23 protein-coding genes, 1 pseudogene and 1 riboswitch are annotated in these 26,334 nt (G+C 69.4%); of the genes and pseudogenes, 20 read left to right on the forward strand and 4 right to left on the reverse strand.

Features of this window, described 5'->3' with window-relative positions; all coding sequences use genetic code 11:
- Positions 1-11 precede the first annotated feature (11 nt).
- On the reverse strand, positions 12-962 hold the full coding sequence (locus tag ACTFO6_RS01755) for an LLM class flavin-dependent oxidoreductase (RefSeq protein WP_439932712.1): 951 nt from the start codon (positions 960-962) through the stop codon (positions 12-14).
- Positions 963-1,217: 255 nt separating this feature from the next.
- Between ACTFO6_RS01755 and ACTFO6_RS01760 the strand changes: the two genes are divergently transcribed.
- Positions 1,218-1,670, forward strand: a complete 453-nt coding sequence (locus ACTFO6_RS01760; protein ID WP_439932713.1) for a MarR family winged helix-turn-helix transcriptional regulator — start codon at positions 1,218-1,220, stop codon at positions 1,668-1,670.
- 347 nt (positions 1,671-2,017) lie between these two features.
- On the opposite strand, the gene ACTFO6_RS01765 is transcribed toward ACTFO6_RS01760, so the two are convergent.
- Both ACTFO6_RS01765 and ACTFO6_RS01770 read right to left on the reverse strand, forming a co-directional pair.
- Complete coding sequence (locus tag ACTFO6_RS01765; RefSeq protein ID WP_439932714.1) at positions 2,018-2,869, reverse strand: hypothetical protein; 852 nt, start codon at positions 2,867-2,869, stop codon at positions 2,018-2,020.
- A 186-nt stretch (positions 2,870-3,055) separates the two neighbouring features.
- The gene (locus ACTFO6_RS01770; protein ID WP_439932787.1) at positions 3,056-6,541 is read right to left on the reverse strand and encodes an FAD-dependent oxidoreductase; all 3,486 of its coding nucleotides are present in this window, start codon (positions 6,539-6,541) and stop codon (positions 3,056-3,058) included.
- 301 nt (positions 6,542-6,842) lie between these two features.
- Between ACTFO6_RS01770 and ACTFO6_RS01775 the strand changes: the two genes are divergently transcribed.
- The 19 genes and pseudogenes from ACTFO6_RS01775 (at position 6,843) to ACTFO6_RS01865 (ending at position 24,853) form a co-directional block, all read left to right on the forward strand.
- Positions 6,843-8,903, forward strand: coding sequence for an ASKHA domain-containing protein (locus tag ACTFO6_RS01775; RefSeq protein WP_439932715.1), 2,061 nt, complete (start codon positions 6,843-6,845; stop codon positions 8,901-8,903).
- A gap of 8 nt (positions 8,904-8,911) precedes the next feature.
- Positions 8,912-9,208, forward strand: a complete 297-nt coding sequence (locus ACTFO6_RS01780) for a CDGSH iron-sulfur domain-containing protein (RefSeq protein ID WP_439932716.1) — start codon at positions 8,912-8,914, stop codon at positions 9,206-9,208.
- On the forward strand, positions 9,205-9,561 hold the full coding sequence (locus ACTFO6_RS01785; RefSeq protein ID WP_439932717.1) for a hypothetical protein: 357 nt from the start codon (positions 9,205-9,207) through the stop codon (positions 9,559-9,561). The genes ACTFO6_RS01780 and ACTFO6_RS01785 overlap by 4 nt, the downstream gene beginning before the upstream one ends.
- A 66-nt stretch (positions 9,562-9,627) precedes the next feature.
- On the forward strand, positions 9,628-10,308 hold the full coding sequence (locus ACTFO6_RS01790; protein WP_439932718.1) for an MBL fold metallo-hydrolase: 681 nt from the start codon (positions 9,628-9,630) through the stop codon (positions 10,306-10,308).
- A gap of 92 nt (positions 10,309-10,400) precedes the next feature.
- Positions 10,401-10,628, forward strand: a riboswitch (cobalamin riboswitch).
- 128 nt (positions 10,629-10,756) lie between these two features.
- Positions 10,757-12,616 carry a TonB-dependent vitamin B12 receptor gene (gene btuB / locus ACTFO6_RS01795; RefSeq protein ID WP_439932719.1) on the forward strand — a complete coding sequence of 620 codons (1,860 nt, stop codon included), beginning with the start codon at positions 10,757-10,759 and terminating at the stop codon, positions 12,614-12,616.
- Positions 12,617-12,654: 38 nt separating this feature from the next.
- Positions 12,655-13,236, forward strand: a complete 582-nt coding sequence (locus tag ACTFO6_RS01800) for a hypothetical protein (RefSeq protein ID WP_439932720.1) — start codon at positions 12,655-12,657, stop codon at positions 13,234-13,236.
- A gap of 21 nt (positions 13,237-13,257) precedes the next feature.
- The gene (locus ACTFO6_RS01805; protein ID WP_439932721.1) at positions 13,258-14,580 is read left to right on the forward strand and encodes a cobyrinate a,c-diamide synthase; all 1,323 of its coding nucleotides are present in this window, start codon (positions 13,258-13,260) and stop codon (positions 14,578-14,580) included.
- A gap of 93 nt (positions 14,581-14,673) precedes the next feature.
- A complete protein-coding gene (locus ACTFO6_RS01810; RefSeq protein ID WP_439932788.1) occupies positions 14,674-15,444 on the forward strand; it encodes an ABC transporter substrate-binding protein in 771 nt (256 codons plus the stop codon).
- Positions 15,445-15,536: 92 nt separating this feature from the next.
- Positions 15,537-16,006: pseudogene (bluB, locus tag ACTFO6_RS01815) on the forward strand (5,6-dimethylbenzimidazole synthase); the annotation flags it as partial.
- Positions 16,007-16,114: 108 nt separating this feature from the next.
- Positions 16,115-16,732, forward strand: coding sequence for a cob(I)yrinic acid a,c-diamide adenosyltransferase (gene cobO, locus ACTFO6_RS01820; RefSeq protein WP_439932789.1), 618 nt, complete (start codon positions 16,115-16,117; stop codon positions 16,730-16,732).
- On the forward strand, positions 16,732-17,655 hold the full coding sequence (cbiB, locus tag ACTFO6_RS01825) for an adenosylcobinamide-phosphate synthase CbiB (protein ID WP_439932722.1): 924 nt from the start codon (positions 16,732-16,734) through the stop codon (positions 17,653-17,655). The genes cobO and cbiB overlap by 1 nt, the downstream gene beginning before the upstream one ends.
- Positions 17,648-18,661 (forward strand): threonine-phosphate decarboxylase CobD, encoded by a 1,014-nt coding sequence (cobD, locus tag ACTFO6_RS01830; protein WP_439932723.1) that lies wholly within the window; start codon positions 17,648-17,650, stop codon positions 18,659-18,661. Before cbiB ends, cobD begins: the two co-directional genes overlap by 8 nt.
- 14 nt (positions 18,662-18,675) lie before the next feature.
- The gene (locus ACTFO6_RS01835) at positions 18,676-19,575 is read left to right on the forward strand and encodes a cobalamin-binding protein (protein ID WP_439932724.1); all 900 of its coding nucleotides are present in this window, start codon (positions 18,676-18,678) and stop codon (positions 19,573-19,575) included.
- Between the two features lie 151 nt (positions 19,576-19,726).
- The gene (locus ACTFO6_RS01840) at positions 19,727-21,208 is read left to right on the forward strand and encodes a cobyric acid synthase (RefSeq protein WP_439932725.1); all 1,482 of its coding nucleotides are present in this window, start codon (positions 19,727-19,729) and stop codon (positions 21,206-21,208) included.
- Positions 21,205-21,726, forward strand: coding sequence for a bifunctional adenosylcobinamide kinase/adenosylcobinamide-phosphate guanylyltransferase (gene cobU / locus ACTFO6_RS01845; protein WP_439932726.1), 522 nt, complete (start codon positions 21,205-21,207; stop codon positions 21,724-21,726). The genes ACTFO6_RS01840 and cobU overlap by 4 nt, the downstream gene beginning before the upstream one ends.
- A gap of 76 nt (positions 21,727-21,802) precedes the next feature.
- The gene (gene cobT, locus ACTFO6_RS01850) at positions 21,803-22,858 is read left to right on the forward strand and encodes a nicotinate-nucleotide--dimethylbenzimidazole phosphoribosyltransferase (protein WP_439932727.1); all 1,056 of its coding nucleotides are present in this window, start codon (positions 21,803-21,805) and stop codon (positions 22,856-22,858) included.
- The gene (locus tag ACTFO6_RS01855; protein WP_439932728.1) at positions 22,855-23,454 is read left to right on the forward strand and encodes a histidine phosphatase family protein; all 600 of its coding nucleotides are present in this window, start codon (positions 22,855-22,857) and stop codon (positions 23,452-23,454) included. The genes cobT and ACTFO6_RS01855 overlap by 4 nt, the downstream gene beginning before the upstream one ends.
- 3 nt (positions 23,455-23,457) lie before the next feature.
- On the forward strand, positions 23,458-24,186 hold the full coding sequence (locus ACTFO6_RS01860) for an adenosylcobinamide-GDP ribazoletransferase (protein WP_439932729.1): 729 nt from the start codon (positions 23,458-23,460) through the stop codon (positions 24,184-24,186).
- Positions 24,187-24,193: 7 nt separating this feature from the next.
- Positions 24,194-24,853, forward strand: coding sequence for an adenosylcobinamide amidohydrolase (locus ACTFO6_RS01865; RefSeq protein WP_439932730.1), 660 nt, complete (start codon positions 24,194-24,196; stop codon positions 24,851-24,853).
- Between the two features lie 110 nt (positions 24,854-24,963).
- On the opposite strand, the gene ACTFO6_RS01870 is transcribed toward ACTFO6_RS01865, so the two are convergent.
- Entirely contained in the window at positions 24,964-26,319 is a 1,356-nt protein-coding gene (locus ACTFO6_RS01870; RefSeq protein ID WP_439932731.1) for a DUF3422 family protein, read from the reverse strand.
- Positions 26,320-26,334: the final 15 nt, after the last annotated feature.

Here is a 26,334-nt window from a genome sequence, read left to right on the forward strand (position 1 = left end):
CTCTGTGGTGATTATTTGCTTTGCTTGAACGCCGGCATGATCTCCCGGGCGAAGAAGCGCATGCCCTCCAGGGGCGGAATCGGCTGGATCACCAGGTGCTCGACGCCGGCGGCCCCCCAGGCGCGGATGCGCTCCACGCAGCGCTCCACCGGCCCCCACAGGTTCTCGTTGAGCACGTCCGCGGGCGTGGGCGGCACGGGAAAACGGTGGGCGCGCTCTTTCGCGTAGAGCACGCTCCATTTTTTAACCTCCTCGTCCGGGAGACCCGCCAGGCACACGGTGGAAGTGGCCATGGGCAGGCGCCGCCCGCCGGTACGGCGGCGCATGTCCTCGGCGTACCCGGCCACGGTCTCGGGCGGCTTGGAGTAGAACAGCCAGGCGTCGCCCAGCTCGGCGGCCAGGTCCCGGATCGCCGGCGAGTCCCCCGGCACCCAGATGGGGATATGGGGCTTCTGCACCGGCTTCGGCTCAAGATAAGCTTCCTCCAGCCGGTAGAAGCGGCCGTGGAAAGTCACTTCCGGCTGAGTCCACAGGGCCTTGGCGATGAGGAGCGCTTCCCGCAGCCGGGCCACCCGGTCCCCGTGCTCGTCCCAGGGAAGCCCGTAGCTCACGCTCTCGTGGCGGAACCAGGCCGAGCCCAGGGAGTAGATGAGGCGGCCGTTGAACATGACGTCGAAGGTGGCGGCCATCTTCGCCATCACCGCGGGATGGCGCAGGGAATTGTTGAACGTGTGGCCGGCGAAGACGACCCGGTGGGTGAGGGCTCCCAGAGCCGAGAGCACGGTCCAGTTCTCCAGCATCGGCGTCTTCTTTTCCATGTGGGCGTTGATCACGTGGTCCGGCAGCCAGACGCTGTCAAACCCCAGGGCTTCCGCCTCCAGGGCCATCGTGCGCGCGTAGTCCCAGCCCTGGCCCTGGGCCCCCATTTCCCCCTGCACCGCCAGCCTGACGCCGAACTTCATGGGTTTTCTCCCTAGCCGATGCACCCGTTAAATACTATTGTAAAAAACTATTTTGTGCAATAACGAAATAGCGGTGCTAAGATGCGCCTGTCACCGCTGTTTTTTCTCATGTCCGGTCGCCGCCCGCCCAGGAAAAATTCGGGCGCCACTCCCCCGGCGCCCCTGCCCAGCCCGCCCGCGCGGCGAAGGCGCTCGGCCGTTTCCCGGACCCGCTCCCAGCCACCCCAGGATCGCGCGGACGGGCATGACCGGCGCGTGCACGAGGTGCTGCGCAAGTTTCGCATCGTGTTCAAGTCGTCGGTCCAGCACTCCCGCTGGGTGGAGAGCCACTGCGGCGTGAGCGCTCCCCAGCTCTGGGCGCTATCGGAGCTGGCGAAGCGGCCGGGGCTGCGCGTCGCCGATCTCGCCCGCACCATGTCGCTGCACGCGTCCACCGCCAGCAACCTGCTGGACAAGCTGGAGCAGCGACGGCTCATTGAGCGTGTCCGCGATCGGGCGGATCAGCGGGTGGTCCGGCTGTTCGCCACCGATGCAGGCTTGCGGCTGCTCAAGGACGCGCCGGGACCCGCCATGAGCCTGCTGCCGGAGTCCCTGTACAAATTGCCGGACAAGGTGCTGGAAGACCTGGATCGGGCAATGACCCGGTTAGTGGCCAACCTGGGCGTCAAGGACGAAGGGGCCGGCTACGAACCGATCAACCTGCCTTGAGGAGTGCCTCTGATGATGGAACCCGCGGCTGCGACGTCCAGGCTCACGCTTCGCGGTCTCCGCGTCCGGGTGGTGAACGTGCGGATGACGCGGTCCCTTGCCACCGGGGGGCGGCCGGATTTCGACGGCGCCGCTAGTGCTGATCGATCTGTTGACCGAGTTCTCGTAGGGTGCGCCTCGGCGCACCGCGCACCCAGCGTCGTTTCAGTGCGTTTCGCTTCGCTTCACGCACCCTACGGGCATAAAAGCGGGTTGTTTGTCATTCCGCGGTCGGGGAGCTAGCCCAACTTCCACAGTTCGCGGGTGTGAATGTTGGTAGATCAGGGGCTTAAGGTCCGCAGTTGGCACTACATTTCGACGGTCTGTGGCGCGCGAAGGCGCTCAGGCAGGGTAAGGCCCAGACGGTCAATGAGTAGCGCTTGACTGCGATCGGGGTGCACGACACAGCGAATCTTGAGTTCGCGCCTCGAACCATCCGCCAAGGGCAGCACGACATCGGCGCTGGTGATGCGCGAGAGTTCGGTGAGGATCGTGCGTGGCGAATCTCCCAGACCTGCGCGCGGTTGCCACTGTTGCAGCGTCTTCCACAGCGCGTAGCCCAAGAAGCACACCAGGATGTGCGCTTGAATGCGTTCGGCCTTCTGATGCCAGATGGGGCGAATTGCCAGATCGGACTTGTGAATGCGGAAGGCCGCTTCGGCTTCGGTGAGCTGGAGGTAGGTCTTCCAGAGCTCTTCGTCGCTCCACTCGTGCACGTTGCTGCGCAGGATATAAGTGCCCTCAGAGAGGTTCGCCCACTCGTCCCACTCGGGATGGGCGCGCCATTTGAGCCGCAGGCCCGAGTCGTGGGTATCGTCGTCTTCGAGGGCGATCGAATAGCGGGCCGCGGCCCGGGCGTTACGCTCCAGCAGCTGCCCGATCTGGCGTTCGAGCGCTCTGCCATCCAAGCGGCGTTTGGCTTTGGCGATGCGCCGTGCCATGCGCTCCAGCCGTACCTTACCGAGCTGCACCGGCACCGCATCGGCGCCGTCCTCGGCGGCAAACAGATCGCGCTGCGCGCTCTGCGCCCCGCCGGTGATTGAGCGCGCCAGCACCTGCGCCCGCGTCCGAGCCTCAGCATCAAGTTCCCTCAGCTGCGCCACCGTCTCCTGCACCGCCTCCCGGCCGTGACGCACCGAGCGCACCAGGCGCCAATACACGTGGGTCTTGCCGTTCTTCCTGTGCGCCTGTGTGCCGAAGGTACATGAGCACATTCTCACGAAGCACCCAGGATCAGCCCGCGCCTGCGCCTGGCCGCGCGCCACTTCACTCTGAAAACGAACTGTTGCGGCCGCGCTACAGCCGGCCACTATCGGCAAAAATTAAAGGCAACTGTGGAGGTTGGGCTAGCCGCCGGCCTGGCGGGCCGCCCGTTCGTCGCCGGGGATCAGCCGGCCGAGGCAGCGTCGGACCCAGCGGGCAGTGAGCTTTTCCTGTAGCGCGTTCTGGGACAGCCTTGAGGCGAGGCAGGCGAAGCTCACGTGATCGAGCGGCTGGTCCTGGTTGAAGCAGGAGAAGACCACTTCCTCCCGGCCGGTGGCGGGGTCCCGGTGCAGTTGCAGGCACTGGCCGCAGATCTCCTTCATCATGCACTGCATCGGCGAATTGATGGAGCCGATGGCCCCGTGGCCGGGCTTCAGATACGGGGCGAGACACCCGGCGCGCGCCTGGGCGACGGCGGCCATCATGCGCTCCGAGCCGATGGCGATGATACGGTCCACTGCCGAGAGGGGCGGCTGCGGCTCCCCCAGCTCACCCCGGGCGTAGGCCTCCATCGCCTGCACGATGTTCCCGACGAAAGCCCGGTCCTGGAGCCGGCCCGGAATGAACCCGGGCGCTTCATCACAGCACCAGACCACCGTATCGGCCGCCGCTTCGATCCGCTCCACGTGGTATCGGTCGGCGAGGCGCTTGTAGCCGGCGAAGTAGAGCACGCGGCAGCCGTTGGCGCGCAGCGCCTGGCCGATGGAGAACAGCACCGCGTTGCCCAGGCCCCCGCCGGCCAGCAGCACCGTCTCGCCCGCGGGGATCTCGGTCGGGGCGCCGGTGGGCCCCATCACCACCACCGGCTCCCCGGGCTTGAGCAGCGAGCACACGTCGGACGATCCTCCCATCTCCAGGACGATCAGCGACAGGAGCCCCTTTTGTTCATCGACCCAGGCGCCGGTGAGGGCGAGCCCCTCCATGGCGAGGCGCGTCCCGTCGGCCCGGGGCGCGTACGCCTCGAAGTTCTGCAGGCGATAGAACTGTCCCGGGCGGAAGCGGCGGGCGGCCATGGGCGCGCGGACCACCACCTCGACGATGGTGGGCGTCAGGCGGTGGACCGCGTGCACCGTGGGCCGAAGCTCTCGATTCAGCGTGGCGAGCAAGGTCTCCGGCGCCACCGGCTCGGGCGACCGCGCCCTGAGCCTGCCCGTGACCACCGGATAGCCCTGCTTCGCGCCGGCCATGGCCTTGACCACGTTGCCGGCGTAGGACGGGTGCAGGTCGCCCCAGAAGCTCATGGCCCGCCCGTCGGGAAACAGCGCCATGAGCACATGGGGTTTCGCCGGCTTGGGGCTGCGCTCCGGCGCGACGGGCCGCCCCTCTTCGTCGAAGGCTTGGTAGTAGGCGCCGTCCAGGGGCGGCAGATGCCCGGGAAGCTCCCGCGCCAGCACGGTGTTCGGCTGGGTGCCGGCGGCGATGAGCACGGTGCGCGCCGCAAGCGCCACCTCGCCGCCGTCGCCGGCGCGCTTGAGCCGTAGCCCCCGGGCGGCGCCGAAATCGTCGGTGAGGACCGCCACCGGCTGCAGGTTCTCGGCGAAGCGCACGCCTTCCTCCATGGCCTTGCGCACTTCCTCGTGATTGAGGCGGTAGCTCGGCGCATCCGCGAGCCGCCGGCGGTAGACGAGGGTGACGCCGCCCCAGGCGTCCAGTAGTTCCCGCAGGCAGGGGGCGCGCCCTTCCCGGGCGGCCGCCGCCCGTTCGGCGCGGATCGACCGGGCGTGGGCGATGAACTCCTCCGCGATGGCCGCGTCCTCGGCGCTCCAATCGGCGCGCACCGCCTCCTCCCCCTGCTCCGCCGCCAGGATTTCGTAGCGGGAAAGGAACTTCTCCACCTGCACCGGGTAGTAGGCCAGCGTCTCGGTGGCGGCGTCGATGGCGGTCAAGCCCCCGCCGATCACCACCGCCGGCAGGCGGATCTGCAGATTGGCGATGGAATCCGACCGGGCCGCGCCGGTCAATTGCAACGCCATCAGGAAATCGGAGGCCATGCGCACGCCCCGGGCGAGGGCGTTTTCCATCGGCACCACGGTGGGCCGGCCGGCGCCGGTGGCAAGCGCGATGTGATCGAAGCCCAGGGCCAGCGCGTCCTGCGGCGTGAAGGTGCCGCCGAAGCGCACCCCGCCGAAGAGGGCGAAACCCGGTCGCCGCTCGAGGAGCAGGCGCACGAGCTTGAGGAAGTTCTTGTCCCAGCGCACGGTGATTCCGTATTCGGCCACCCCGCCGAAGCCCGCCATCACCCGCTCGCTCAGGTCCTCCCACAGGGCGCCCACGTCCCGGATCGGATGGAACGGTACTCGCCGGCCGTCCGGCGTGACGCCGGAGAGGGACTCCGGCAGCGGCTCGATCTTCAGGCCGTCGATGGCCACCACCGTGTGGCCTTCGTTCAGCAGGTGGTGGGCGAGGTTGAAGCCCGCCGGTCCCTGGCCCACCACGAGCACCTTGTAGCCCGTCTCGGGGCGGGGCACCGGCCGCGTGAGATGAAGGGGCGCCCAGCGGGTGAGGAGGCTGTAGAGCTCGAATCCCCAGGGCAGTGCCAGAACGTCCTTCAGCACCCGCGTTTCGATCTGGGGAATGTCCACCGGCTCCTGCTTCTGGTAGATGCACGCCTTCATGCAGTCGTTGCAGATGCGGTGGCCGGTGGCGGCGGCGAGGGGGTTATCCACCGTGACGATGGCGAGCGCCCCGAGGGAGGCCCCATGGGCCTTGGCGAAATTCATCTCGGAGATTTTCTCTTCCAGCGGGCAGCCGGTGAGGGCGGCGCCGAGGGCGTTGACGCGGAAGCCGCCCCCCTTGTCCCGCAGCCCCACGGAGCAGGAGTCCTTGGACTGGCCGTGGCACCAGAGGCAGTAGTTCGCCTGATCGAGGACCGCCGCCTCGCCCATGCCGGAATCGGTGAGGTGGAACCCGTCGCGCCGGCGCAGATGGGCCTCGCTCATGCGCAGGGGCGCGATCGCGTCGGCGGCTTCCGGCGCCGCCTCCACCAGCCGCGCGGGATCGAGCCTGGCGGGGACCTTGAACAGCGTGCCGGCGGCGTGGCGTGAGCGTCCGGCGGCCGTGCGCACCGCCCAGGCGCTGTAGCGTTCGGCGAGCGCCAGGGCGGCCTCGTCGCCCTCGGCGAGCCAGCGCTCCACGTGGCGCGCGAACGCGGCCTCCGAGAAGGCTTCTCCCATGCGCTGCTCTAGCGTCCGCGCCAGGGCCGTCCCGTCCTCCCGTTCCGCCTCCTCCGGAGAGCGGGCATGGAGCGCCCGGCGCTGCACGAACTGGCGCTTGACCCGGTAGATCTGTTGCGCAGCCTCGTGCTGGGCGTTCAGGCGCGCGACTTCCGCCTCGATGCCGAAGAGCCGTCCGAGAAAGGCGTCCAGATGCGGGGCTGCGTCCACCAGAAGCCGGGAGTACTGGAATTTGGTGATCGCTTCGGGGCGCGCCCGGGCCGCGACCAATTGCTCGTACACCTGTGGCGCGCTGCGCCGCAGATGCTCGAGAAAAAGCCGGTCGATGCGCTCGATGCCCGAGCGCTCGTAGAGGTCGGAAAAAGTCAGACCGAAAGCAAGCTTCAGTGTGTCCATATCCATGTTTGCTGGTCCATTGGACGCTGCGATGTGCCGCCCGTTCGCCGGTGCACCCGATTCGGCGGGCGGTGCGGCGCGCCCCACGGCCGCGGTTCCTGGCGCGACATCCCGAGAGATTCCCCAACGGGATCAGTATACGGGCCAGCGCAAGCGGCCGCGCCCTGGTGAGCCGTTCGGCCCATGCGTCGAGCGCATGGTCCCCATGCCTTGCAGCCGGTTGACGAGATATCCCAGGGACGTAAGGCTAATCCAAAGAAAATAGGCCCGTAAACCCGTATTCCGAATCGCCGATGCCGCCATGACGCTGGAGGCCATACAGACCGCTGGAAAGGACGAGGACGCAGCCCGGAGCCCAGCGGCTACCGCGCGGGTGGTGTTTACGCCCTCGGGGCGGCGCGGGGAATTTCCGGTGGGCACTCCCGTGCTCACGGCCGCCCGCAGCCTGGGCGTGGACTTGGACTCGGTCTGCGGCGGCCGGGCGGTATGCGGCCGCTGCCAGATCATTCTCTCCACGGGCGAATTCGCCAAGCTCAAGATCACATCCGCGGCCGGACATCTCAGCCCGCCCGGCGAGACGGAGAAGAAGTACGCGCGCCTCAAGGGGCTGAAGGAAGGGCGGCGCCTTTCCTGTCAGGCCCGGCTTCTCGGGGACGTGGTGATCGACGTGCCGCCCGACTCGCAGATTCACCGCCAGATGGTGCGCAAGCGGGCGGACCCGATCCGGGATCTGAAAATCGACCCGGTGGTGAAGCTTTACTATGCCGAGCTGCCGCGCCCCAGCATGGCGGACCAGACCTGCGATTTGACGCGGCTCAAGAAGGTGCTGGAGCGGGAGTGGGGGCTTGCCGGCCTGGAAGCCGATCTCGCCTTCCTGCAGCGGCTATCGCCCGCCATGCGCGCCGGCAACACGTACGGAGGCGACTGGAAGGGCACGGTGGCGGTGCGGGAGGGCAAGACCCTGATCGCCGTCTGGCCCGGCTTCAAGGAGCGGATCTACGGCGTGGCGGTCGACGTGGGAACCACCACCATCGCGGGCCACCTGTGCGATCTGGGGACGGGAGAAGTGCTGGCCAGCGCCGGAATGATGAATCCCCAGATCCGCTTCGGCGAAGATCTAATGAGCCGCATCTCCTATCTTCAGCAGAACGAGGGCCAGGCGCAGGCGCTTACCGCAGCGGTACGGGAAGCGTTGAGAAGCCTCGTCGCCCAGGTGGCCGAGGAGGCGGGCGTCGCCCTCGATGACGTGGTCGAGATGACGGTGGTCGGCAATCCCACCATGCATCACCTGGTGCTGGGGATCGACCCCACCCAGCTCGGCATGGAGCCTTTCCCCCTCGTTGTGGATACCGGGGTCACCGTGCTCGCCCGGGATCTTCAGCTCAATCTGAATCCAGGGGCCCGGGTTTATTTCCTCCCGTGCATCGCCGGGCACGTGGGCGCCGATACCGCCGGCGTCATTCTTTCCCAGCAGCCCCACGCGGGCAACGAGCTGACGCTCATCATCGACGTGGGCACCAACGCCGAAATCGTGCTGGGCAGCCGTGACCGGCTGATCGCCGCTTCTAGCCCCACCGGGCCCGCCTTCGAAGGCGCCCAGATCAGTTGCGGCCAGCGCGCGGCGCCCGGCGCCATCGAGCGCGTGCGCATCGACCGGGAAACCCTCAAGCCCCGGTTCAAGGTGATCGGCGTGGAGGCCTGGTCCGACGAGCCGGGATTCGAGGAGGCTGTCGCCAAAACGGGTGTCACCGGCATCTGCGGCTCGGGCATCATCGAGGCAGTGGCCGAGTTGTACCTGGCGGGCGTGATCGACGAGACCGGACGCATGCTGGCCAAGGGCAAGGAAGTGAGGAACCATCCGCATTTCATCCCGCGCGGACGGGCGTTCGAGTATGTCCTGTACCGGAGCGGCGAGCGCGTGGTGAAGGTGGTGCCCGGCGACATCCGGGCCATCCAGCTGGCCAAGTCGGCCTGCTACTCGGGGGCGAAGCTGCTGATGGATGAAATGCGGGTCGACCGCGTGGACCGGATTTATCTCGCCGGGGCCTTCGGCAGCTACATCGACGTGAAGTACGCCATGGTGCTCGGCATGATCCCGGACTGCGATCTGGAAGGGGTCAGCTCGGTGGGCAACGCGGCGGGCACGGGTGCGCGCATTGCGCTGCTGTCCAGGGCGGCGCGGGAAGAAATCGAGCGGGTCATCCGGCGCGTGGAGAAGGTGGAGACCGCCATCGCGCCCAAGTTCCAGGAGTATTTCGTGGCGGCCATGAGCATTCCCAACGCGGTCGATCCGTTTCCACGCCTGGCGGCGGCGGTGCCGCTGCCCCCGCGCCAGGGGCGGGCGCCGGAGCGGAGCGATTAGGAGGCATCATGGCCCGCGACCTGCCCGTTTCGCCCCAGATCGGTCCCTATGCCGTGCCGGTGGAGGAAGGACAGACCTATCTCTGGTGCAGTTGTGGCCTGTCGGCCACCCAGCCCTGGTGCGACGGTTCCCACGGCGACAGCGGGTTCAAGCCTATCGCCTTCGTTGCCCCGATCACCGAAACGTTCTACATGTGCGGGTGCAAGCGTTCGGACAACAAGCCCTACTGCTTCGGCAACTGCCGCGGGCAGCGACGCTCCTCGATCCCCCTGCAGGCCGCCGTGGGCTGGGACGAGGGCGCATGAGCCGCGGTGCCACTGCCTATATGGGTAAATCCGACATCTTTTGCGTGATCGTCGAGCATAACCTGGTCGTTGCCCTGCGCCGCGCGGGGGAAGAGGCGGGCGAAGGGCAGGTGCCCGAGACGTCTTTGGACGTGGCGACGCTACTGGCCCAGCGGTTTCAATCCGGCGGCAGCATCGACGGCGTGTACTATTTCCGCGACCACCCGCGCGCCCGGGTGTTCGCCTCCCTGTGCCTGGATTTCGTGCGAAAGCTGGCGGAAAAACGCTTGCAGAGCATCGAAGGCCTACAGGCGGGGGCGGAGTACGCGTCGGGCATTCATTCACCTGCTTCCCGGCCGGCGCTGATCGAGTAGCTGCCGGTGGGCGTGCGCGTACGCTTCCTTGGCTCCGGAGACTCCTACGGGAGCGGGGGGCGGTTCATGACCTGCATCCTGGTGGAGGCCGACTCGACCCGATTCCTCATCGACTGCGGGGATTCGTCGCTCATCGCGATGAAGGCCCAGGGCGTCCATCCGAACAGCATCGACGCCATTCTCCTCACCCATCTGCACGGCGATCATTGCGCCGGAGTCCCGTTCCTGCTGATCGACGCCATGCTTCAGAGCAAGCGCGATCGCCCCCTCACCATCGCCGGTCCACGGGGCTTCATCGAGCGGCTGGACATAATCCGCGAAGCCCTGTTCCCGGGAAGTCACGGGATGAAGCCCAAGTTCCCGGTGGAGTGCCGGGAGCTGTCGTTTGGAGCAGCGAACCGCATCCTGGATTTGGACGTGACGCCGTGGCGGGCCGTTCATAATCCGGACACGCATCCAATCATGTTGCGGGTCCAGTGTGCGGGCAAGGTCATCGCGTACACCGGGGATACGGAGTGGACGGAGGACATCGTGGCGGCATCCCACGGAGCGGACCTGCTGATCGTCGAATGCTACTTCTACGAAAAGCCTATCAAGTGGCACATGACCTACGCGGGGCTGCGCCGGCACTTGAGCCGCCTGGCGGCCAAGCGCGTGGTGCTCACCCACATGTCGGAAGACATGCTGCGGCACGCGGCCTCCGTTCCCGAAACGTGCGCGTTCGACGGGATGACCATCGACCTGTAACGCCCTTCGGGCAGACGGGTTGCGTGGGGCTCATGCCCCCTTTGAAGCGGGCGCGAGCCTGGTCTCCTTGACACGCCCATCCCCTCGTCGATACATTGCAAGGAGCTTCAGGTACTGGGCCGGCGGCCGCCGACCCAGTGAAACGGGAAGCCGGTGCGTCCGGATCGATCGGGCAAAGCCGGCGCTGCCCCCGCAACGGTAAGCGAGTAAAGGGTCTGCATCAACGCCACTGCGCGACGAGCGCGGGAAGGCGCAGACCCGGACGGCTCAACACCGCTCCACTCGCAAGCCCGGAGACCGGCCTGGAGCGATCGCAGGGGGATCGCGGAGGGCGGTCCGACGGCGCCCGGCGGCTTTTCCAGCGCACGCTCCGTTTCATCCTTCCTCCGGATCCGTTCTCAATCACGTGAGGCCTGCCGCGGGTGTGCGCGCGGGCGGAGGAGAAGCGATGAAAAAAGCCTACGGGCCGGCGGGCTTGGCGTTGCTGGCCGTTTGCAGCGGATCTTTGGGGGCGGAGACACAGCCGGCAAAGGAGATGGTGGCCCTCGCGCCGGTGATCGTCACCGCCAGCCGCACCGCGGAGACCGCCGACGAGACCCTGGCGTCGGTCACGGTGATCACCCGGGAGGACATCGAGCGCAGCCAAGCGTTGTCCGTCCAGGAGGTGCTGCGGGGACTCGCCGGCATTTCCATTGCCAACAACGGCGGGCTCGGGAAGAGCACGTCCTTGTTTCTGCGCGGCACCGAGTCCGACCACGTGCTGGTGCTGATCGACGGCATCAAGGTCGGCTCGGCCACCCTGGGCCAGGCCGCGTTCCAAGACTTTCCCATGGAGCAGATCGAGCGCATCGAGGTGGTGCGCGGCCCCCGCTCCAGCCTGTACGGGTCGGAGGCTATCGGCGGCGTGATCCAGATCTTTACCCGCCGGGGAGGAGGGGCTCTCACGCCCTACTTCAGCGCCGGCGCTGGCACTCACAGCACCTCGTCCCTGGTAGCGGGCTTGCAGGGGGGCGGCGAGCGGAGCTGGTTCCACCTGGGCCTGAGCAACCTGGACACCCAGGGGTTCAACGCCTGCACCGGCAAACCGTTCCCGGGGGGCGCGGGCTGCTTCACCATCGAGCCCGACGCCGACGGCTATCGCAACCGCGCCGGCTCGCTGCGGTTGGGGCACCGCTTCGACAACGGCGCGGAGGTGGATTTCCACGCCCTGCGCGCCAAGGGGCAGAACGAGTTCGACGGCACTTTCGTCAACGAGTCCGAGTCGGTGCAGCAGGTGATCGGCGGGCGGTTGAAGTTTTCGCCCCTCTCCCGGTGGCAGGTATCCCTCTCCGCCGGCCAGAGCCGGGACGAATCGGACAACTTCCTGAACGGCGCATTCCGGACCCGTTTCGACACCCGGCGCGACCTGTTCTCCCTGCAGAACGACATCGCCCTGGGGACGAATCAGCTCGCCACCGTCGGCTTCGACCACCAGAACGACCGGGTGGACAGCACCACTGCCTTTCCAGTGACCTCTCGCCGCAACGAGGGATTTTTCGCCCAGTACTTGGCCCGGTTGGGCGCCAACGACCTGCAAGCGTCCCTGCGCCACGACGACAACGAGCAGTTCGGCGGCGAGACCACCGGCAGCGCGGCCTGGGGCTACGAGCTCATCAAGGGCTTGCGCTTCACCGCTTCCTACGGCACGGCGTTCAAGGCGCCCACGTTCAACGAGCTGTTCTTCCCCGGCTTCGGCAACCCTAACCTCCAGCCGGAGGAGTCCCGAAGCGTAGAGGTGGGGCTGGAAGGCATCGGGCGCGCCTGGCGCTGGTCCCTTCATGCGTACCAGACCCAGGTGGACAATCTGATCGCCTTCGACGCAGCTACCTTCCTGCCCCAGAACATCGACGAGGCCCGCCTCCGGGGGATCGAGGGCATCGCGAGCGGAACGGTGGCCGACTGGCGGATCGCGGCCCACGCCACCCTCCTGGACCCGGAAAACCGGAGCAGCGGACCGAACCGCGGGAAGGTGTTGCCGCGGCGGGCGGAGCAGTCCTTCCGGCTAGACGTGGACCGGGACATCGGGCGTTTCACCGTCGGCGCCACCGTGGTGGCGGAGGGCCGGCGCTTTGACGATCTGGCCAACACTCGCCGCCTGGGAAGTTACGCCACCTTGGACCTGCGGGCCGAGTACCGGCCCCACAAGGACTGGGCGGTGCAGCTCAAGGTGGGGAACGCGTTGGACAAGGAGTACGAGACGGCCGCCTTCTTTCCCCAGAACGGCACTAATGTGTTCGTCACCCTGCGCTACCGGCCCCAGGGCGGGTGATGGGTTTATTTAGCGTTACATCAAAGGAGGACCTCATCGTGCATGCGCTTGATCGCCTTTCTCCGCTCCTGGCCGGCCTTGGCCTTGCCGCCCTGATGGCCGCCACTCGCTATCACCATTTCGGCTCGGCGGTACAGCTTCCCGATGCGTCCTGGGCCGTGTTCTTCCTGGCAGGCATGTCCCTGCGCTCGGCGGGATGGTTTGCCGCGTTTCTCGCCGAGGCCGCCGCGATCGATTTTCTCGCCATCACCGTGGGTGGGGTGAGCGGCTGGTGCGTGACGCCCGCCTATCCGTTCCTCGCCTTTGCCTACGGGGCCCTGTGGCTCGCGGGGCGCTGGTGCGGGCGGGAAGGAATGGGCGGCAGCCGCGGGTGGGCGCGCGCAGCAGCGGCGCTTCTCGCCGGTGTTACCGCCGCCTTCCTGATCTCCAACGGGAGTTTCTACTTGCTTTCGGGTTACTTCCTGGAGCTGAGCGGATCGGAGTACGCGGCCCGCGTGGCCCGCTACTACCCGCGCTATGCGCTGTACGCTTTCTTCTATGCTGCGCTGGGCCTGGCCGGATACAGGTTCCTTCGCTGGCTTGCGCATCCGCGCCCGGATGGAGTAAACCAGTCCTCGTAACTCTGCTCTCCGCCATCGGCCATGCCGCAAGGCGCCCTTGAGTCTTCGCCCCAGACCGCTGCACTCCGGCACTGTCCGGCGCTGCTGGTGACCGCGCCGGCCTCGGGGCAGGGGAAGACCACGGCCACCGCGGCCCTCGCCCGCCTGCACTGCCGGCAGGGCCGGCGGGTGCGGGTGTTCAAGACCGGGCCTGACTTCCTGGATCCCATGATCCTGGAGCGGGCCTCCGGCGCGCCGGTGTACCCGCTCGACCTGTGGATGGTGGGGGAGGCGGAGTGCCGTCGCCGCCTGTTCGAGGCGGCAGGGGAGGCGGACCTGATCCTGGTGGAGGGGGTGATGGGGCTCTACGACGGGGAGCCCAGCAGCGCCGACCTGGCGATCGCTTTGGGCCTCCCGGTGCTGCTGGTGGTGGACGCTTTCGCCATGGCCCAGACCTTCGGTGCCGTGTGTTACGGCCTGGCCGCTTACCGGCCGGGGCTGCGGGTAGCGGGGGTTGTGGCCAACCGGGTCGGGGGGCCGCGCCATGGGGAGCTTCTGAAGGCGAGTCTGCCGCCCGGGCTTACGTTTTTCGGCGCGGTGACCAACCGGGCGGACCTGGCGCTTCCCGACCGGCATCTCGGGCTGTTTCAAGCCCAGGAGATCGGCGACCTGGACGCCCGGCTCGACGCGGCGGCGCAAGCCGTGGCGGCCACCGGGGCGGCGGAGCTGCCGGCGCCCGTGGCTTTTGCCAAGCCGGCGGATTCGGACGTGGAACGCCTCCTCGAAGGGGTGCGGATCGGGGTGGCCCGGGACGCCGGGTTTTCTTTTCTTTATCCAGCCAACCTGGATCTGCTACGCCGGCTGGGCGCCGAGCTCATCTTCTTCTCGCCCCTGGAGGATGACAACTTGCCGCCGGTGGACAGCGTCTGGCTGCCAGGGGGCTACCCGGAGCTGCACCTGGACCGGCTCGCCGGGAACGAAGGCATGAGGCGGGCGCTGCGAGCCCATCATGAGCGCGGAAAACCCATCCTCGCCGAGTGCGGGGGTATGCTCTACTTGCTGGAAGCTCTGACCCATGAGGGGCACCGGGCGCCCATGGCGGGCCTGGTGCCGGGCGAGGCGGTGATGCAGGAACGGCTCGCCGCCCTCGGCTTGCAAGAGGTGCAAACGCCGGAGGGCCCCGTGCGCGGGCACACGTTCCATCACTCCCGGCTCACCACCGGCCTCGAGCCCTGGGCGCGGGCCGTCACCCCCCGGGGCGATCCCGGGGAGGCGGTGTACCGGATCGGACGCCTCACCGCCTCCTACGTGCACTTCTACTTTCCGTCCAATCCGCGCGCCGTGGCGGCCTTTTTCAAGCCTTGAACGAAAATGGCCCAGGGCAAACCGCTCCCCAGCTCCCGCAACCTCGCCCGCGGCGCGGCAATCGGGGCGCGCCTGCCGAGCCGCATCGTGTGCATGACCGAGGAGACCACCGAGACCCTTTACCTCCTGGGGGAAGAGCACCGCATCGTGGGGATTTCCGGCTTCACCGTGCGCCCGGCCCGCGCCCGCAAGGAAAAGCCCAAGGTGTCGGCCTTCACCAGCGCCAAGATCGACAAGATCCTGGCCCTTGCGCCGGACTTGGTCTTCGGCTTTTCCGACCTCCAGGCCGACATCGCCGCCGAGCTCATCCGCCGGGGCGTCAACGTCTGCATCTTCAACCAGCGCTCGGTCGAGCAGATCCTGTCCATGATCGCCACGGTGGGCGCGATAGTGGGCGCCCGGGAGAAGACCGAGGAGCTGATCCAGAGGCTGGAGGCAGGCATGGAGGAGGTCCGGCGGCAAGCCGGCGAGCTTCCCCGCCGCCCGCGGGTTTACTTCGAGGAATGGGACAACCCCCAGATCTCGGGCATCCGCTGGGTGTCGGAGCTGATCGAGATCGCCGGCGGCATCGACTGCTTCCCCGAGCTGGCCCGGCGCCCCATGGCCCGGGATCGGGTGATCGCCGACTCCCTGGAGGTGCCGCGGCGCGCGCCGGATATCATCATCGGCTCCTGGTGCGGCAAGAAATTCCGTCCCGAGCAGGTGGCGGCGCGCCCCGGGTGGCAGGACGTCCCGGCCGTGCGGCACGGGCATCTCTACGAGATCAAGTCGGCGGACATCCTGCAGCCGGGACCGGCGTGCCTCACCGACGGGCTGCGCCAGGTGCACCGGATCATCCGGCGTTGGGCAGGAGCGGTGACGTGAGCGACCGGCACCGTTACAGCGACGGGGACATCGAGGCGGTTTATCGGGTCATCGCCGAGCGGCGGGACGTGCGCCACTTTCTCCCCGATCCCGTGGACCCGGGGCTTCTGGCCCGGCTCCTAGCGGCGGCCCATCTCGCCCCCAGCGTGGGGTTCATGCAGCCGTGGCGCTTCGTGCGGGTGACCGACCGGTGCTGCGGGCCGGGATCCACCGGCTGGTGGAAGAGGAGCGCCAGCGCACCGCCGAAGCGCTGGGAGAGCGCAGGGACGAGTTCATGCGGCTGAAGGTGGAGGGCGTGCGCGAATGCGGCGAGCTGCTGGTGGTGGCCTTGATGGCGGGGCGGGAGCGGCACGTGTTCGGGCGGCGCACCCTGCCGGAGATGGATCTCTGTTCGGTCGCTTGCGCGATCCAGAACCTCTGGCTGGCAGCCCGGGCCGAGGGCATCGGCGTGGGCTGGGTTTCCCTGTTCGATCCGGACGCCCTCGCCCGATTGCTGGCGATGCCCGAAGGAAGCCGACCGGTGGCGATCCTGTGCGTGGGACACGTGGAGGCGTTTTACGAACGGCCCATGCTGGAGCGGGAGGGCTGGGCCCGGCGCGTTCCGCTGGAAGCGCTGGTGTACGAGAACGCGTGGGACCGATCCGCGGAAAACGCAGCGAAGGAGAACCCGATGAGGGAAAGCGGCGAGAAGCCGGATCTGTATGAGCGCCACCGCTGGCGCATGGCACGCAAGAAGGCGGTGGTGGACGCGAAGATCGCGAAGGCCGGTGAGGACCGGGGTGTCGTCGTCATCGCCACGGGAAACGGCAAGGGCAAGTCCAGCTCGGGCTTCGGCATGGTGGCCCGGGCCCTGGGCCACGGCATGCGGGTGGGCATCGTGCAGTTCGTGAAGGGCCGCTTCGCCACCGGCGAAGCGGCTTTCTTCCGCCGCTTCCCCGAAGTGGATTACCACGTGATGGGCGAGGGCTACACCTGGGAGACCCAGGACCGGGAGCGGGACATCCGCGCCGCCCGGGCCGCGTGGGACAGGGCCCGGGCCATGCTGGAGGAGGCGTCGTACCAGCTCGTGCTGCTGGACGAGCTGAACATCGTGCTCAAGTACGGCTATCTGCCGGTGCAAGAGGTGATCGCGGCGCTCAGGGCGCGGCCGACCATGCAGCACGTGGTCATCACCGGACGCGGGGCGAAGCCCGAGCTCGTCGCCGTGGCCGACACCGTGACCGAGATGCAGGCGGTCAAGCACGCCTTCGAGGTCGGGGTCAGGGCCCAGAAGGGCATCGAGCTGTGATGCAGACGGCCTTCGTCGCCCTCGCCGCGGTGTTGCTGGACCGCCTGCTGGGGGAGCCCCGGCGCTTCCATCCGCTGGTGGGGTTCGGGCGGCTGGCCAGCGGCATCGAACGCGCCCTCTACGGCGGCGCAGAGGCCGCGCCCTCGGCGCGGCGCTGGCGCGGCATGGTGGCGCTGGCGCTCGCGGTCCTGCCGTTCGTCGCCGCGGCGTGGTGGGCGGCGGCCCAGGGGCCCTGGATCGGCGTGGCCGCGGAAACCGCGTTGCTCTATCTCGCCCTCGGCGGCAGAAGCCTGGAGGAGCACGCCCAGCGCGTGGCGGGCGCCCTGGAGGCGGGGACGCTCGAGGACGCTCGCCGGCGGGTTGGGGACATGGTGAGCCGGGACACGGGGGCGATGGAGCCCGAGGACGTGGCGCGGGGAGCGGTGGAGTCGGTGCTGGAGAACGGCAACGACGCCGTCTTCGGCGCCTTGTTCTGGTACGCGCTGGCCGGGGCGCCCGGCGTGGTCCTGTACCGCCTTGCCAACACCCTGGATGCCCTGTGGGGCTACCGCACGCCGCGGTATCTTCATTTCGGCTGGGCAGCGGCGCGGCTGGACGATGGGCTCAATTACCTGCCGGCGCGCCTGACGGCCCTCACCTACGCCGCCCTTGGCCGGTTCGAGGGCGCGATGCGCTGCTGGCGGGCCCAGGGACCCGCGTGGGACAGCGTCAACGCGGGCCCCGTCATGGCGGCGGGCGCCGGCGCCCTGGGGGTGAAGCTGGGCGGTCCGGCCCAATACCACGGGGCGCTGAAAATACGCCCGGCTTTGGGTGAAGGAAAAGCTCCCGGCGTAGCCGACATTGCACGAGCGACGGCCCTGGTCCGGCGCGGCACCTGGCTGTGGCTGTGTGTCTTAATGACAGGAGCATGGATCAATGCTTGAGCACGGCGGCCAACTGCGCCGGGCGGCGCAGCGCTACGGCATTCCGCTGCGGCAGTGGATCGACCTTTCCACCGGAATCAATCCCCGGGGATGGCCGGTCGCCGCCGTGCCCGCCGAGTGCTGGCGGCGGCTGCCGGAAGCGGGGGACGGGCTGGAAGAGGCGGCCCGGGCCTATTACGGCGCGTCTTCCCTGCTGCCCGTGCCCGGCACCCAGGCGGCGATCCAGGCGCTGCCGCGGCTGCGGCCTCCGGGACGCGTGGCGGTGCTGGAGCCGGGTTACGGCGAGCATCGCCGAGCCTGGGCCGCGGCGGGGCATGACGTGATCGGCGTCTCGGCAGCCGATTTGCGCGCCGGCGTGCCGCCGGTGGACGTGCTGGTGCTGACGAGCCCCAACAATCCCACCGGCGAACGTTTCGGCCGCGAGGCCCTGCTGGCTTGGCGTAAGACGCTGGCGGCTCGGGACGGCTGGCTGGTGGTGGACGAGGCCTTCATGGACGCGACTCCCCAGGAAAGCCTCGCCCCGGTCAACCATTGGCCGGGCCTGGTGGTGCTGCGCTCCCTGGGGAAGTTCTTCGGCCTCGCCGGCATTCGAGCGGGCTTCGTGCTGGGTGAACCCAGGCTCCTGACGAGGCTGGAGGAAGCGATGGGGCCATGGGCGGTAGCCAACCCGTCCCGTTACGTGGCCGCCGCGGCGCTGGCGGACACCGGCTGGCAGCAGAAGACGCGCCGCATGCTGCCCGCGGCGAGCGAGCGGCTGGCCCGACTGCTCGCCGCTTCGGGCCTCGCGCCTGCCGGAGGCACCGCCCTGTTCCAGTGGGTGAAGACGCCCCGCGCCGCGGAAGCCTGGGAATTCTTCGCACGGCGGGGCATCCTCGTGCGCGCCTTCGCCGATCCGCCGGGGCTGCGCTTCGGGCTTCCCGCCGGCGGCGGCCCGTGGGAGCGCCTGGCCCTCGCGCTGGATGAATGGGCGCGCGCCGCGCCCCGTCTCGAACGGGCGGCGAGATGACGGGAAAGAGCTGCATGGAGATTCTGCGGCGTTGGGGGTGGGCCCTGCTCGCATGGGTCCTCGCGGCGGCCGCCCAAGCCGAGATCGTGGTGCGCGACGACGTGGGAAACGAAGTGCGGCTCGCCCAGCCCGCGCAGCGCATCGTGAGCCTGGCGCCCCACGCGACGGAACTGCTGTTCGCAGCCGGTGCCGGGCGCTCCGTGGTGGGTGCCGTGCAATGGAGCGATTACCCGCCCGATGCGAAGAAAATCCCCCGGGTGGGCAGCTACGTTTCCCCGGACCCGGAACGCATCATGGCCCTCGCGCCGGACCTGGTGGTGGGCTGGGCGAGCGGCAACGACCCGCGGTTGCTGGGGCAGCTCCGCGACCTGAAGCTGACCCTTTACGTGACCGAGATCCGCACCTTCGAGCAGGTGGCGACCAATCTCGAGCGCCTGGGAGCCTTGGCGGGGATCGGGGCGCAAGCGCAGAAGGCGGCGGGCGCTTTCCGCGACCGCTGGCGCCGGCTCCAATCCCGCTACGGGGGCGAGCCCAGGGTTTCGGTCTTCTACCAGATCTGGGACAGGCCCCTCATGACCGTGAACGGGGAGCATCTCATCAGCCGCGTGATCGAGCTGTGCGGCGGGACCAACGTGTTCGCTTCGGTCCACACCCTCACGCCCATGCTCAACGTGGAGTCGGTGCTGGTCGCCAACCCCCAGGTGATCGTGGCCGGGGGCATGGGGGAAGCCTACCCGGAGTGGCTGGAGGGGTGGCGGCGCTGGCCCCAGATCGAGGCGGTGAAGCAGGGCAACCTGGTGTTCGTGCCTTCCGATCTTCTGCAGCGGCCCACGCCCCGCATCCTGGACGGCGCCGAACGGCTGTGCCAGGCCCTGGACGCGGTGCGCAGCCGCAGCGCCCACGCGCGGAAGTGATAGCCCGGGGGCCGAGATTTCTTAACCACAGAAAAAAATTGAAACGCAAAGCTGTAGGGTGTGTTGAGCGCAGCGAAACGCACCGATCAGCCGCCGGCAGGACGGTGCGCCGAGGCGCATTCTACCCAAACGGAAACCATAGGATGACGTCATGGCGCATACGCTGATGATCCAGGGCACCACCTCGGACGCGGGCAAGAGCACCCTGGTGGCGGGCTTGTGCCGGGCCCTCGTCCGGCGCGGGGTGCGGGTGGCGCCGTTCAAGCCCCAGAACATGGCGTTGAACAGCGCTGTTGCCGCGGATGGGGGCGAGATCGGCCGGGCCCAGGCGGTGCAGGCTCAGGCCGCGGGCGTGGCCCCCACCACCGACATGAACCCGGTGCTCCTCAAGCCTAACACGGACGTGGGCGCCCAGGTGATCCTCCAGGGGCGCGCCATCGGCACCATGGACGCCCTGGGCTACCACGCCTACAAGGCCCGGGCCCGGGCGGCAGTGCTGGAATCCTTCCGTCGTCTGGCCGCGCAATACGAGGTGGTGCTGGTGGAAGGGGCGGGCAGCCCCGCCGAGATCAACCTGCGGGACAACGACATCGCCAACATGGGCTTCGCCGAGGCGGTGGACTGCCCGGTGCTTCTCGTGGCCGACATCGACCGGGGGGGCGTGTTCGCCCACTTGGTGGGCACGCTTGAGCTGCTTTCCCCCTCGGAGCGGGCGCGGGTGCGGGGATGGGTGATCAACCGCTTCCGCGGCGATCTCAAGCTGCTGGAGCCCGGCCTCCATTGGCTGGAGGGCCGCACCGCCCGCCCGGTGCTGGGGGTGCTCCCGTACCTGCACGGGCTGCACCTGGAGGCGGAGGATGCGATCGATGATTCCCAGCCCACCAAGGACACAGGCGCGCTCAAGCTCGTGGTGCCGGTCTTTCCCCACATCAGCAACCACACGGATCTCGATCCCCTGCGACTGCATCCCCGGGTGGACGTGCGTTTCGTGGGCACCGGTGAACCGGTGCCGCCGGCGGACTTGATCGTCCTTCCTGGCAGCAAGAGCGTGCGCTCGGACCTCCAATGGTTGCGGGAGAACGGCTGGGAGCGGGCCATCTATCGCCACCTGCGCTACGGCGGCAAGCTCATCGGCATCTGCGGCGGCTTCCAGATGCTGGGCCGGGCGATATCCGATCCCCTGGGACTGGAAGGCCCGCCCGGCGCGAGCCCCGGGCTCGGGCTCCTGGACCTGGTCACGGTGCTGGAAGCGGAAAAGCAGCTCGCCAACGTGCGTGGCACGCTGATCTTCGGCGACGCCCCCGTGACCGGCTACGAGATCCACTGCGGCGTGAGCCGGGGAGCTGCCCTTGCGCGGCCGCTGGTGCGGCTCGACGGCCGCCATGACGGCGCCATCTCGGAGGACGGCCAGATCCTCGGCACCTACCTCCACGGCCTGTTCGAGTCCCGTCCCGCCTGCGACGCCTTGCTCGCCTGGGCGGGCGTGCAAGCACCCGAGACGCCCGATTACCCCGCCCTGCGGGAAGCGGCCCTCGACCGGCTGACGGACGCGTGCGAAGACCACCTGGACATGGCGCGGATCCTGGCGATCCTCGGCCTGGACTCCGGCACGGGCGCAGCGGCGGCGAAGTGAAGACGCTGATCCTCGGCGGCGTGCGCTCGGGCAAGAGCCGGCTGGCGGAGCGGCTGGCGCGCGACAGCGGGCTCCAGGTGATCTACGTGGCCACCGCCACGGCGGGGGACGAGGAGATGGGCCGGCGCATCGAGGAGCATCGCCGGCGGCGGCCAGCGGAGTGGGTGACAGTGGAGGAACCCATGCGGCTCGCCCGGGCGCTGGTCGCCCATGGTCGCGAAGACCGCTGCCTGCTGGTGGAGTGCCTCACCCTGTGGCTCACCCACCTGCTCTGCAGCGCCGAAGCGGAGGCGCTCGCCCGGGAGCGCGAAGCGCTCCTCGCCGCGCTGCCCGGGCTTCCGGGCCAGGTGATACTCGTCGGCAATGAGACCGGCCTGGGGGTGATCCCCGTCGATGCCCTGTCCCGGCGCTATTGCGACGAAGCGGGGGTGTTGCACCAGCGCCTCGCCGCCCTCTGCGACCGGGTGATCCTCACCGCGGCGGGGCTGCCCCTCACGCTGAAAGGGCCGGCGCCGTGAGGCGAGCCGTGCCCGAGGCTCGCCGATGGGGTTCCCGACATCGTTTTCGAGATCCCGTTTGACGAGGAATCGATACGTGTCATCGTCATGGATCGACGCTCCGGCCGCGCCGGTGGATCGCGGCGCTCAAGAAGCGGCGCGGCTGCGCCAGTCCCGCCTCACCAAGCCCCCCGGCGCCCTGGGGCGCCTGGAGGAGCTCGCCGTGCGCCTGGCGGGCCTGCAGGGGCGGGAGCGGCCGTCGGTGGAACGGGTGCGCATCGCCGTGTTCGCCGCCGACCACGGCGTGGCGGAGGAGGGTGTCTCCGCCTTTCCCCAGACGGTGACGGTGGAGATGGTGCGCAACTTCGCCCGGGGCGGCGCGGCCATTTCGGTGCTGGCGCGGCACCTGGGCGCCGAGCTGGAGGTGGTGGACGTGGGCACGGTGCGGGATCCCGGACCGCTCCCCGGCGTCGTCTCCTGCCGGGCCGGTGCGGGGACCGCCAACTTCTGCCGGCAACCCGCCATGTCCGCCGCCCAGCTCGGGATCGCCCTGGAAGCGGGCCGCGCCGCGGCGCTGCGGGCCCGGGAGGCGGGCGCGGCGCTTTTCATCGGCGGCGAGATGGGCATCGCCAACACCACCGCCGCCACGGCCCTCGCCTGTGCGCTGCTCGACGAGGCGCCCGAGCGCCTGGCCGGCCCGGGCACGGGGCTCGACGCGGCCGGCGTCGCCCGCAAGGCGGACGTGGTGGGGCGGGCCCTGGCGCTCCATCGTGCCGGGCTGGGCGATCCCCTGGAAGTCCTGCGCTGCGTGGGCGGCTTCGAGATCGCGGCCCTCGCAGGCGCCTACGTGGCCTGCGCCCAGGCGGGGCTGCCGGTGCTGGTGGACGGCTTCATCGCCACCTGCGCGGCCCTCGTGGCGGTGCGCCGCTGCCCGGGCGCTGCGCCATGGTTGCTCTATGCCCATGCCTCCGCCGAGCCCGGCCATGGGCGCCTGCTCCAGGCGCTGGCGGCCGAGCCGATCCTCCACCTGGGCATGCGCCTCGGGGAGGGGAGCGGGGCGGCGGTGGCGGTGCCCATTCTGCGGCTGGCCTGCGCCCTGCACGCCGAGATGGCCACCTTCGCCGAGGCCGGCGTCTCGGAGAAGGCCCGGTGACGCCTGGAAAGGGGTGGATCGACCTGCTCCGCCACGGGGAGGCGGAGGGCGGGCCCCGGTATCGGGGAAGCACCGATGACCCGCTCACGGCCGCCGGCTGGCAGCAGATGGAAGCGGCCGTGGAAGGACAGGGACCCTGGGACCGGATCGTGACCTCGCCCCTCGCCCGCTGCGCGGCCTTCGCCCGGGCACTGGCGGCGCGGCAGGTCGTGGCGCTCGTGGTGGACGAGCGGTGGCGGGAGATCGGTTTCGGCGCCTGGGAGGGGCGGACCGCCGAGGCGCTGATGGCCGAGGACCCCCAGGCCCTGGAACGGTTCTGGCGCGATCCCCTGGCCCATCCGCCGCCGGGGGGCGAGCCGGTGCCCGCGTTCCGGGACCGGGTGCTGGCCGCGTGGCGCGAGCTGGTTTCGCGCTGCCGCGGCGAGCGGGTGTTGATCGTCACCCACGGCGGGCCGATCCGGGTGGTGCGGGCCCATCTCGCGGGCCGGTCGGCTGCGGACGGGTTGGCGATTCCGGTGCCACTGGGGCACCGGGTTCGATGGCAACCGGAAGTGTCCGGCGAGCTTTCCGGACCCCCGCGCCGCGGATCGTCTTGAGCGATGCTCCAGCCGTTCCTGATCGCGCTCCAGTTCCTGACCCGCCTGCCCGTCACGCAGGGAGATTGGCGGGAGGAGGACGTGGGCCGCTCCATCGCCTGGTACCCCGCCATCGGGCTCCTGCTGGGGGGCCTGCTGGCGGGCTTCGGCTGGATACTGCAAGGCGCGTCCCCCGGCGTCGCCGCGGCCCTGCTCCTGGCCCTGTGGGTCGCGGTCACGGGGGCCCTGCACCTGGACGGCCTGGCCGACAGCGCCGACGCCTGGCTGGGGGGTCACGGCGACCGCGACCGCACCCTGGCCATCATGAAGGACCCGCACCGAGGCGCAGCGGCGGTGGTGGCGGTGGCGGTGGTGCTGATCGCCAAGTTCGCGGCCCTGGAGGCCGCGATCGGGAACGGTGCCTGGCTCTGCCTCGCCGTCGCTCCCTTCGCCGGCCGGGCCCTGGTTCCCGTGCTGTTCCTGACCACACCCTATGTGCGCCCAGGGGGCCTGGGTAGCGCCCTGGCGGCCCATCTGCCGCGGCGCCAGGCCATCGTCAGCACCGGTGCGGCCGTGGTGGCGATCCTGGTGCTGAACGCGGGACGCGGCTTAGTGATTGTGGCGATAGCCGGCCTTGTATTCGCCCTGCTGCGCTGGCTCATGATGGCGCGCCTCCAGGGCACGACCGGCGACACCGCCGGCGCGCTCATCGAAATCGCCGAGGCCGCGGTGCTGATGGCGGCCGTGACGTAGGCCCACCATGTTCGACACCCTGCACGCGCCTTTTCGCGTGACGCTCGCAAGCGGCGCGCTGGTGGTCGAACTCGGCGCTTGTCGCCCGGTCCTGTCCAGCGCTCCCTACCGGGGCGGGCGGGTGCGGAGCCGATTCTGGGTGAACCACTCCGTGGGGCTCGATTTCTGCGAGGCCGACCTCCAAGGCTGGATCGCCGCCCGGCTGGCGTCCCTGGGGCTTCCCGCGGAGGAGACCACCGGCTGCCTCACCGCGGCCCGGGTGGAGCGCTACGGTGAAGGAAGCGCGGCGCGGGACGGGTTTCGCGCCTGCGCCCTGGTGACCGCGGGCCTGGGCAACCTCTCCGCCCCGGGGCTGAGCCCCGTGTTCGAGGGGACCGTTCCCCACACGATCAACGCGTGCGTGATCGTGGAAGCCGCACTGCCCGAAGCCGCTCGGGTGGAACTGGTGCACTTGATCGCCGAGGTGAAGGCCCGGGCGCTCGCCGGGCTGCGCACGCCCGATGGCCATCCGGCCACCGGCACCAGCACCGACACGGTGACCGTGGCGCTCGCCCCGGGCCCTTCGGCCCGGTACGCGGGCGCCGTTACGCCTGTGGGCTGGTGCGTGGCGCGGGCGTTCGAGCAGGCGCTCCAGCAGGCGCGGGAGCGCTCGCGAGCTCTGAGGTGAGCGATTCGCGTTCGCGAGAAGGCGGCCCGCAATCGGTCGTTCAAGTTGAAGTGGGTCACGGTGCGCGGGCGGCTGCGCCCGGGGGTGGAATTGACGGACCGCGATGCCCTTTACGAGCGCATGGAAGGGCGCGCTTGATCGCGATCGATTGAAGGCGGTCCGGGCTCGGGCATGACCAGGTGCCGCAGGCGCCGGACCCCGGCCCACACCAGGGGCACCACCACCAGGAGGCTTCCCGCCTGGAGCAGCTCAGGGTCAAGGCCCGGGAAGAAGTTGGCAAGACCTTTGAAGCCGTACCCCAGTAACCCGATGGCATAGTAGCTGATGGCCACCACCGAGAGGCCCTCCACCGTCTGCTGCAGCCGGAGCTGCAGTTGCGCCCGGCGGTTCATGGAGCGCAGCAGGTCCCGGTTCTGGGCCTGGAGGGCCACATCTACCACGGTACGCAGGGAGTTGCCCGCTTGGGCGACCCGCACCGCCAGGGCGTTGATCCGGGCGCTGACCGACTCGCAAGTCTCCATGGCTGGGGCGAGCCGCCGGTCCATGAACTCGCTCCAGGTTTGGAGCCCCTCGATGCGGCTCTCCCGCAGCTCGGCGATGCGCCGGCGCACCAGGCTGTAATAGGCCCGGGCGGCGCCGAAGCGATAGCTGGTCTGGCTTGCGAGCCGCGCCGTTTCCGCGTCCAGGCGGGTGAGCGCCGCGAGCAGCGCCTGTTCCGTCTCCAAGTCCTTGACCTCGGCGATCTGGCCGGTGAGCCCGGTCAGCTCCAGCTCCAGCTCCCGCAGCCGGGGACGGATTTTCAGCGCCAGGGGAAAGGCGAGCAGGGCCGCCGTGCGGTAGGTTTCCACCTCCAGCAGCCGCTGCACCAGCCGGCCCGCCTGGCGGTCGTTGAGCCCCCGGTCCCGGGCCAGGATGCGGACGAAGCCGTCCGCATTGAGCCGGAAGTCGCTCCAGGCGATAGCTTTGCCGCCGGCCATGAGGGAGCCCACGTAGCGGTCGGAGCCGCACAAGGCTGCCAGGTTCGCCGCATCCCGCTCTTGCGCGGCGGCGTTCTCCAGGGCGAGATGCACCGCCACCAGGAGCTGGCCCGGCAATTGACGCAGCCAGTCCGCCGGGACGTGGGCGATGGCCGGATCCCGGAACGGCTCGGCGAAGGGTCTTTGCCGGTAGAAGGTGTAGGTGGTGAACTCAGTGTGTCGCTCCCAGCGCACGAGCGCTTCCCCCAGGTCGGCCACATGGTAGTTTGCCGCCGGCGCTGGCGGCGCGGTGCCGAAGCGGCGACACAGCTCGGCGAGATGCTCCCGGTTGCGCTCGTTTTCCAGCTCGCCGGAAAGCACCGCGAGGTGGGAAGCCTCCAGGGGCGCGCGCAGCGCCATGAAGGGCCGCGCGTGGAGCTCGTTCACCAAGGCTTCCCGCTCGGGCAAGGGATTCAGCAGCCAGGCGGAATAGGGGTGGGGCGCGTCCAAGGTCCTGTCCTCCGG

The organism is Pelomicrobium sp. G1 (assembly GCF_051905455.1).
Taxonomy (GTDB): Bacteria; Pseudomonadota; Gammaproteobacteria; order Burkholderiales; family UBA6910; genus Pelomicrobium.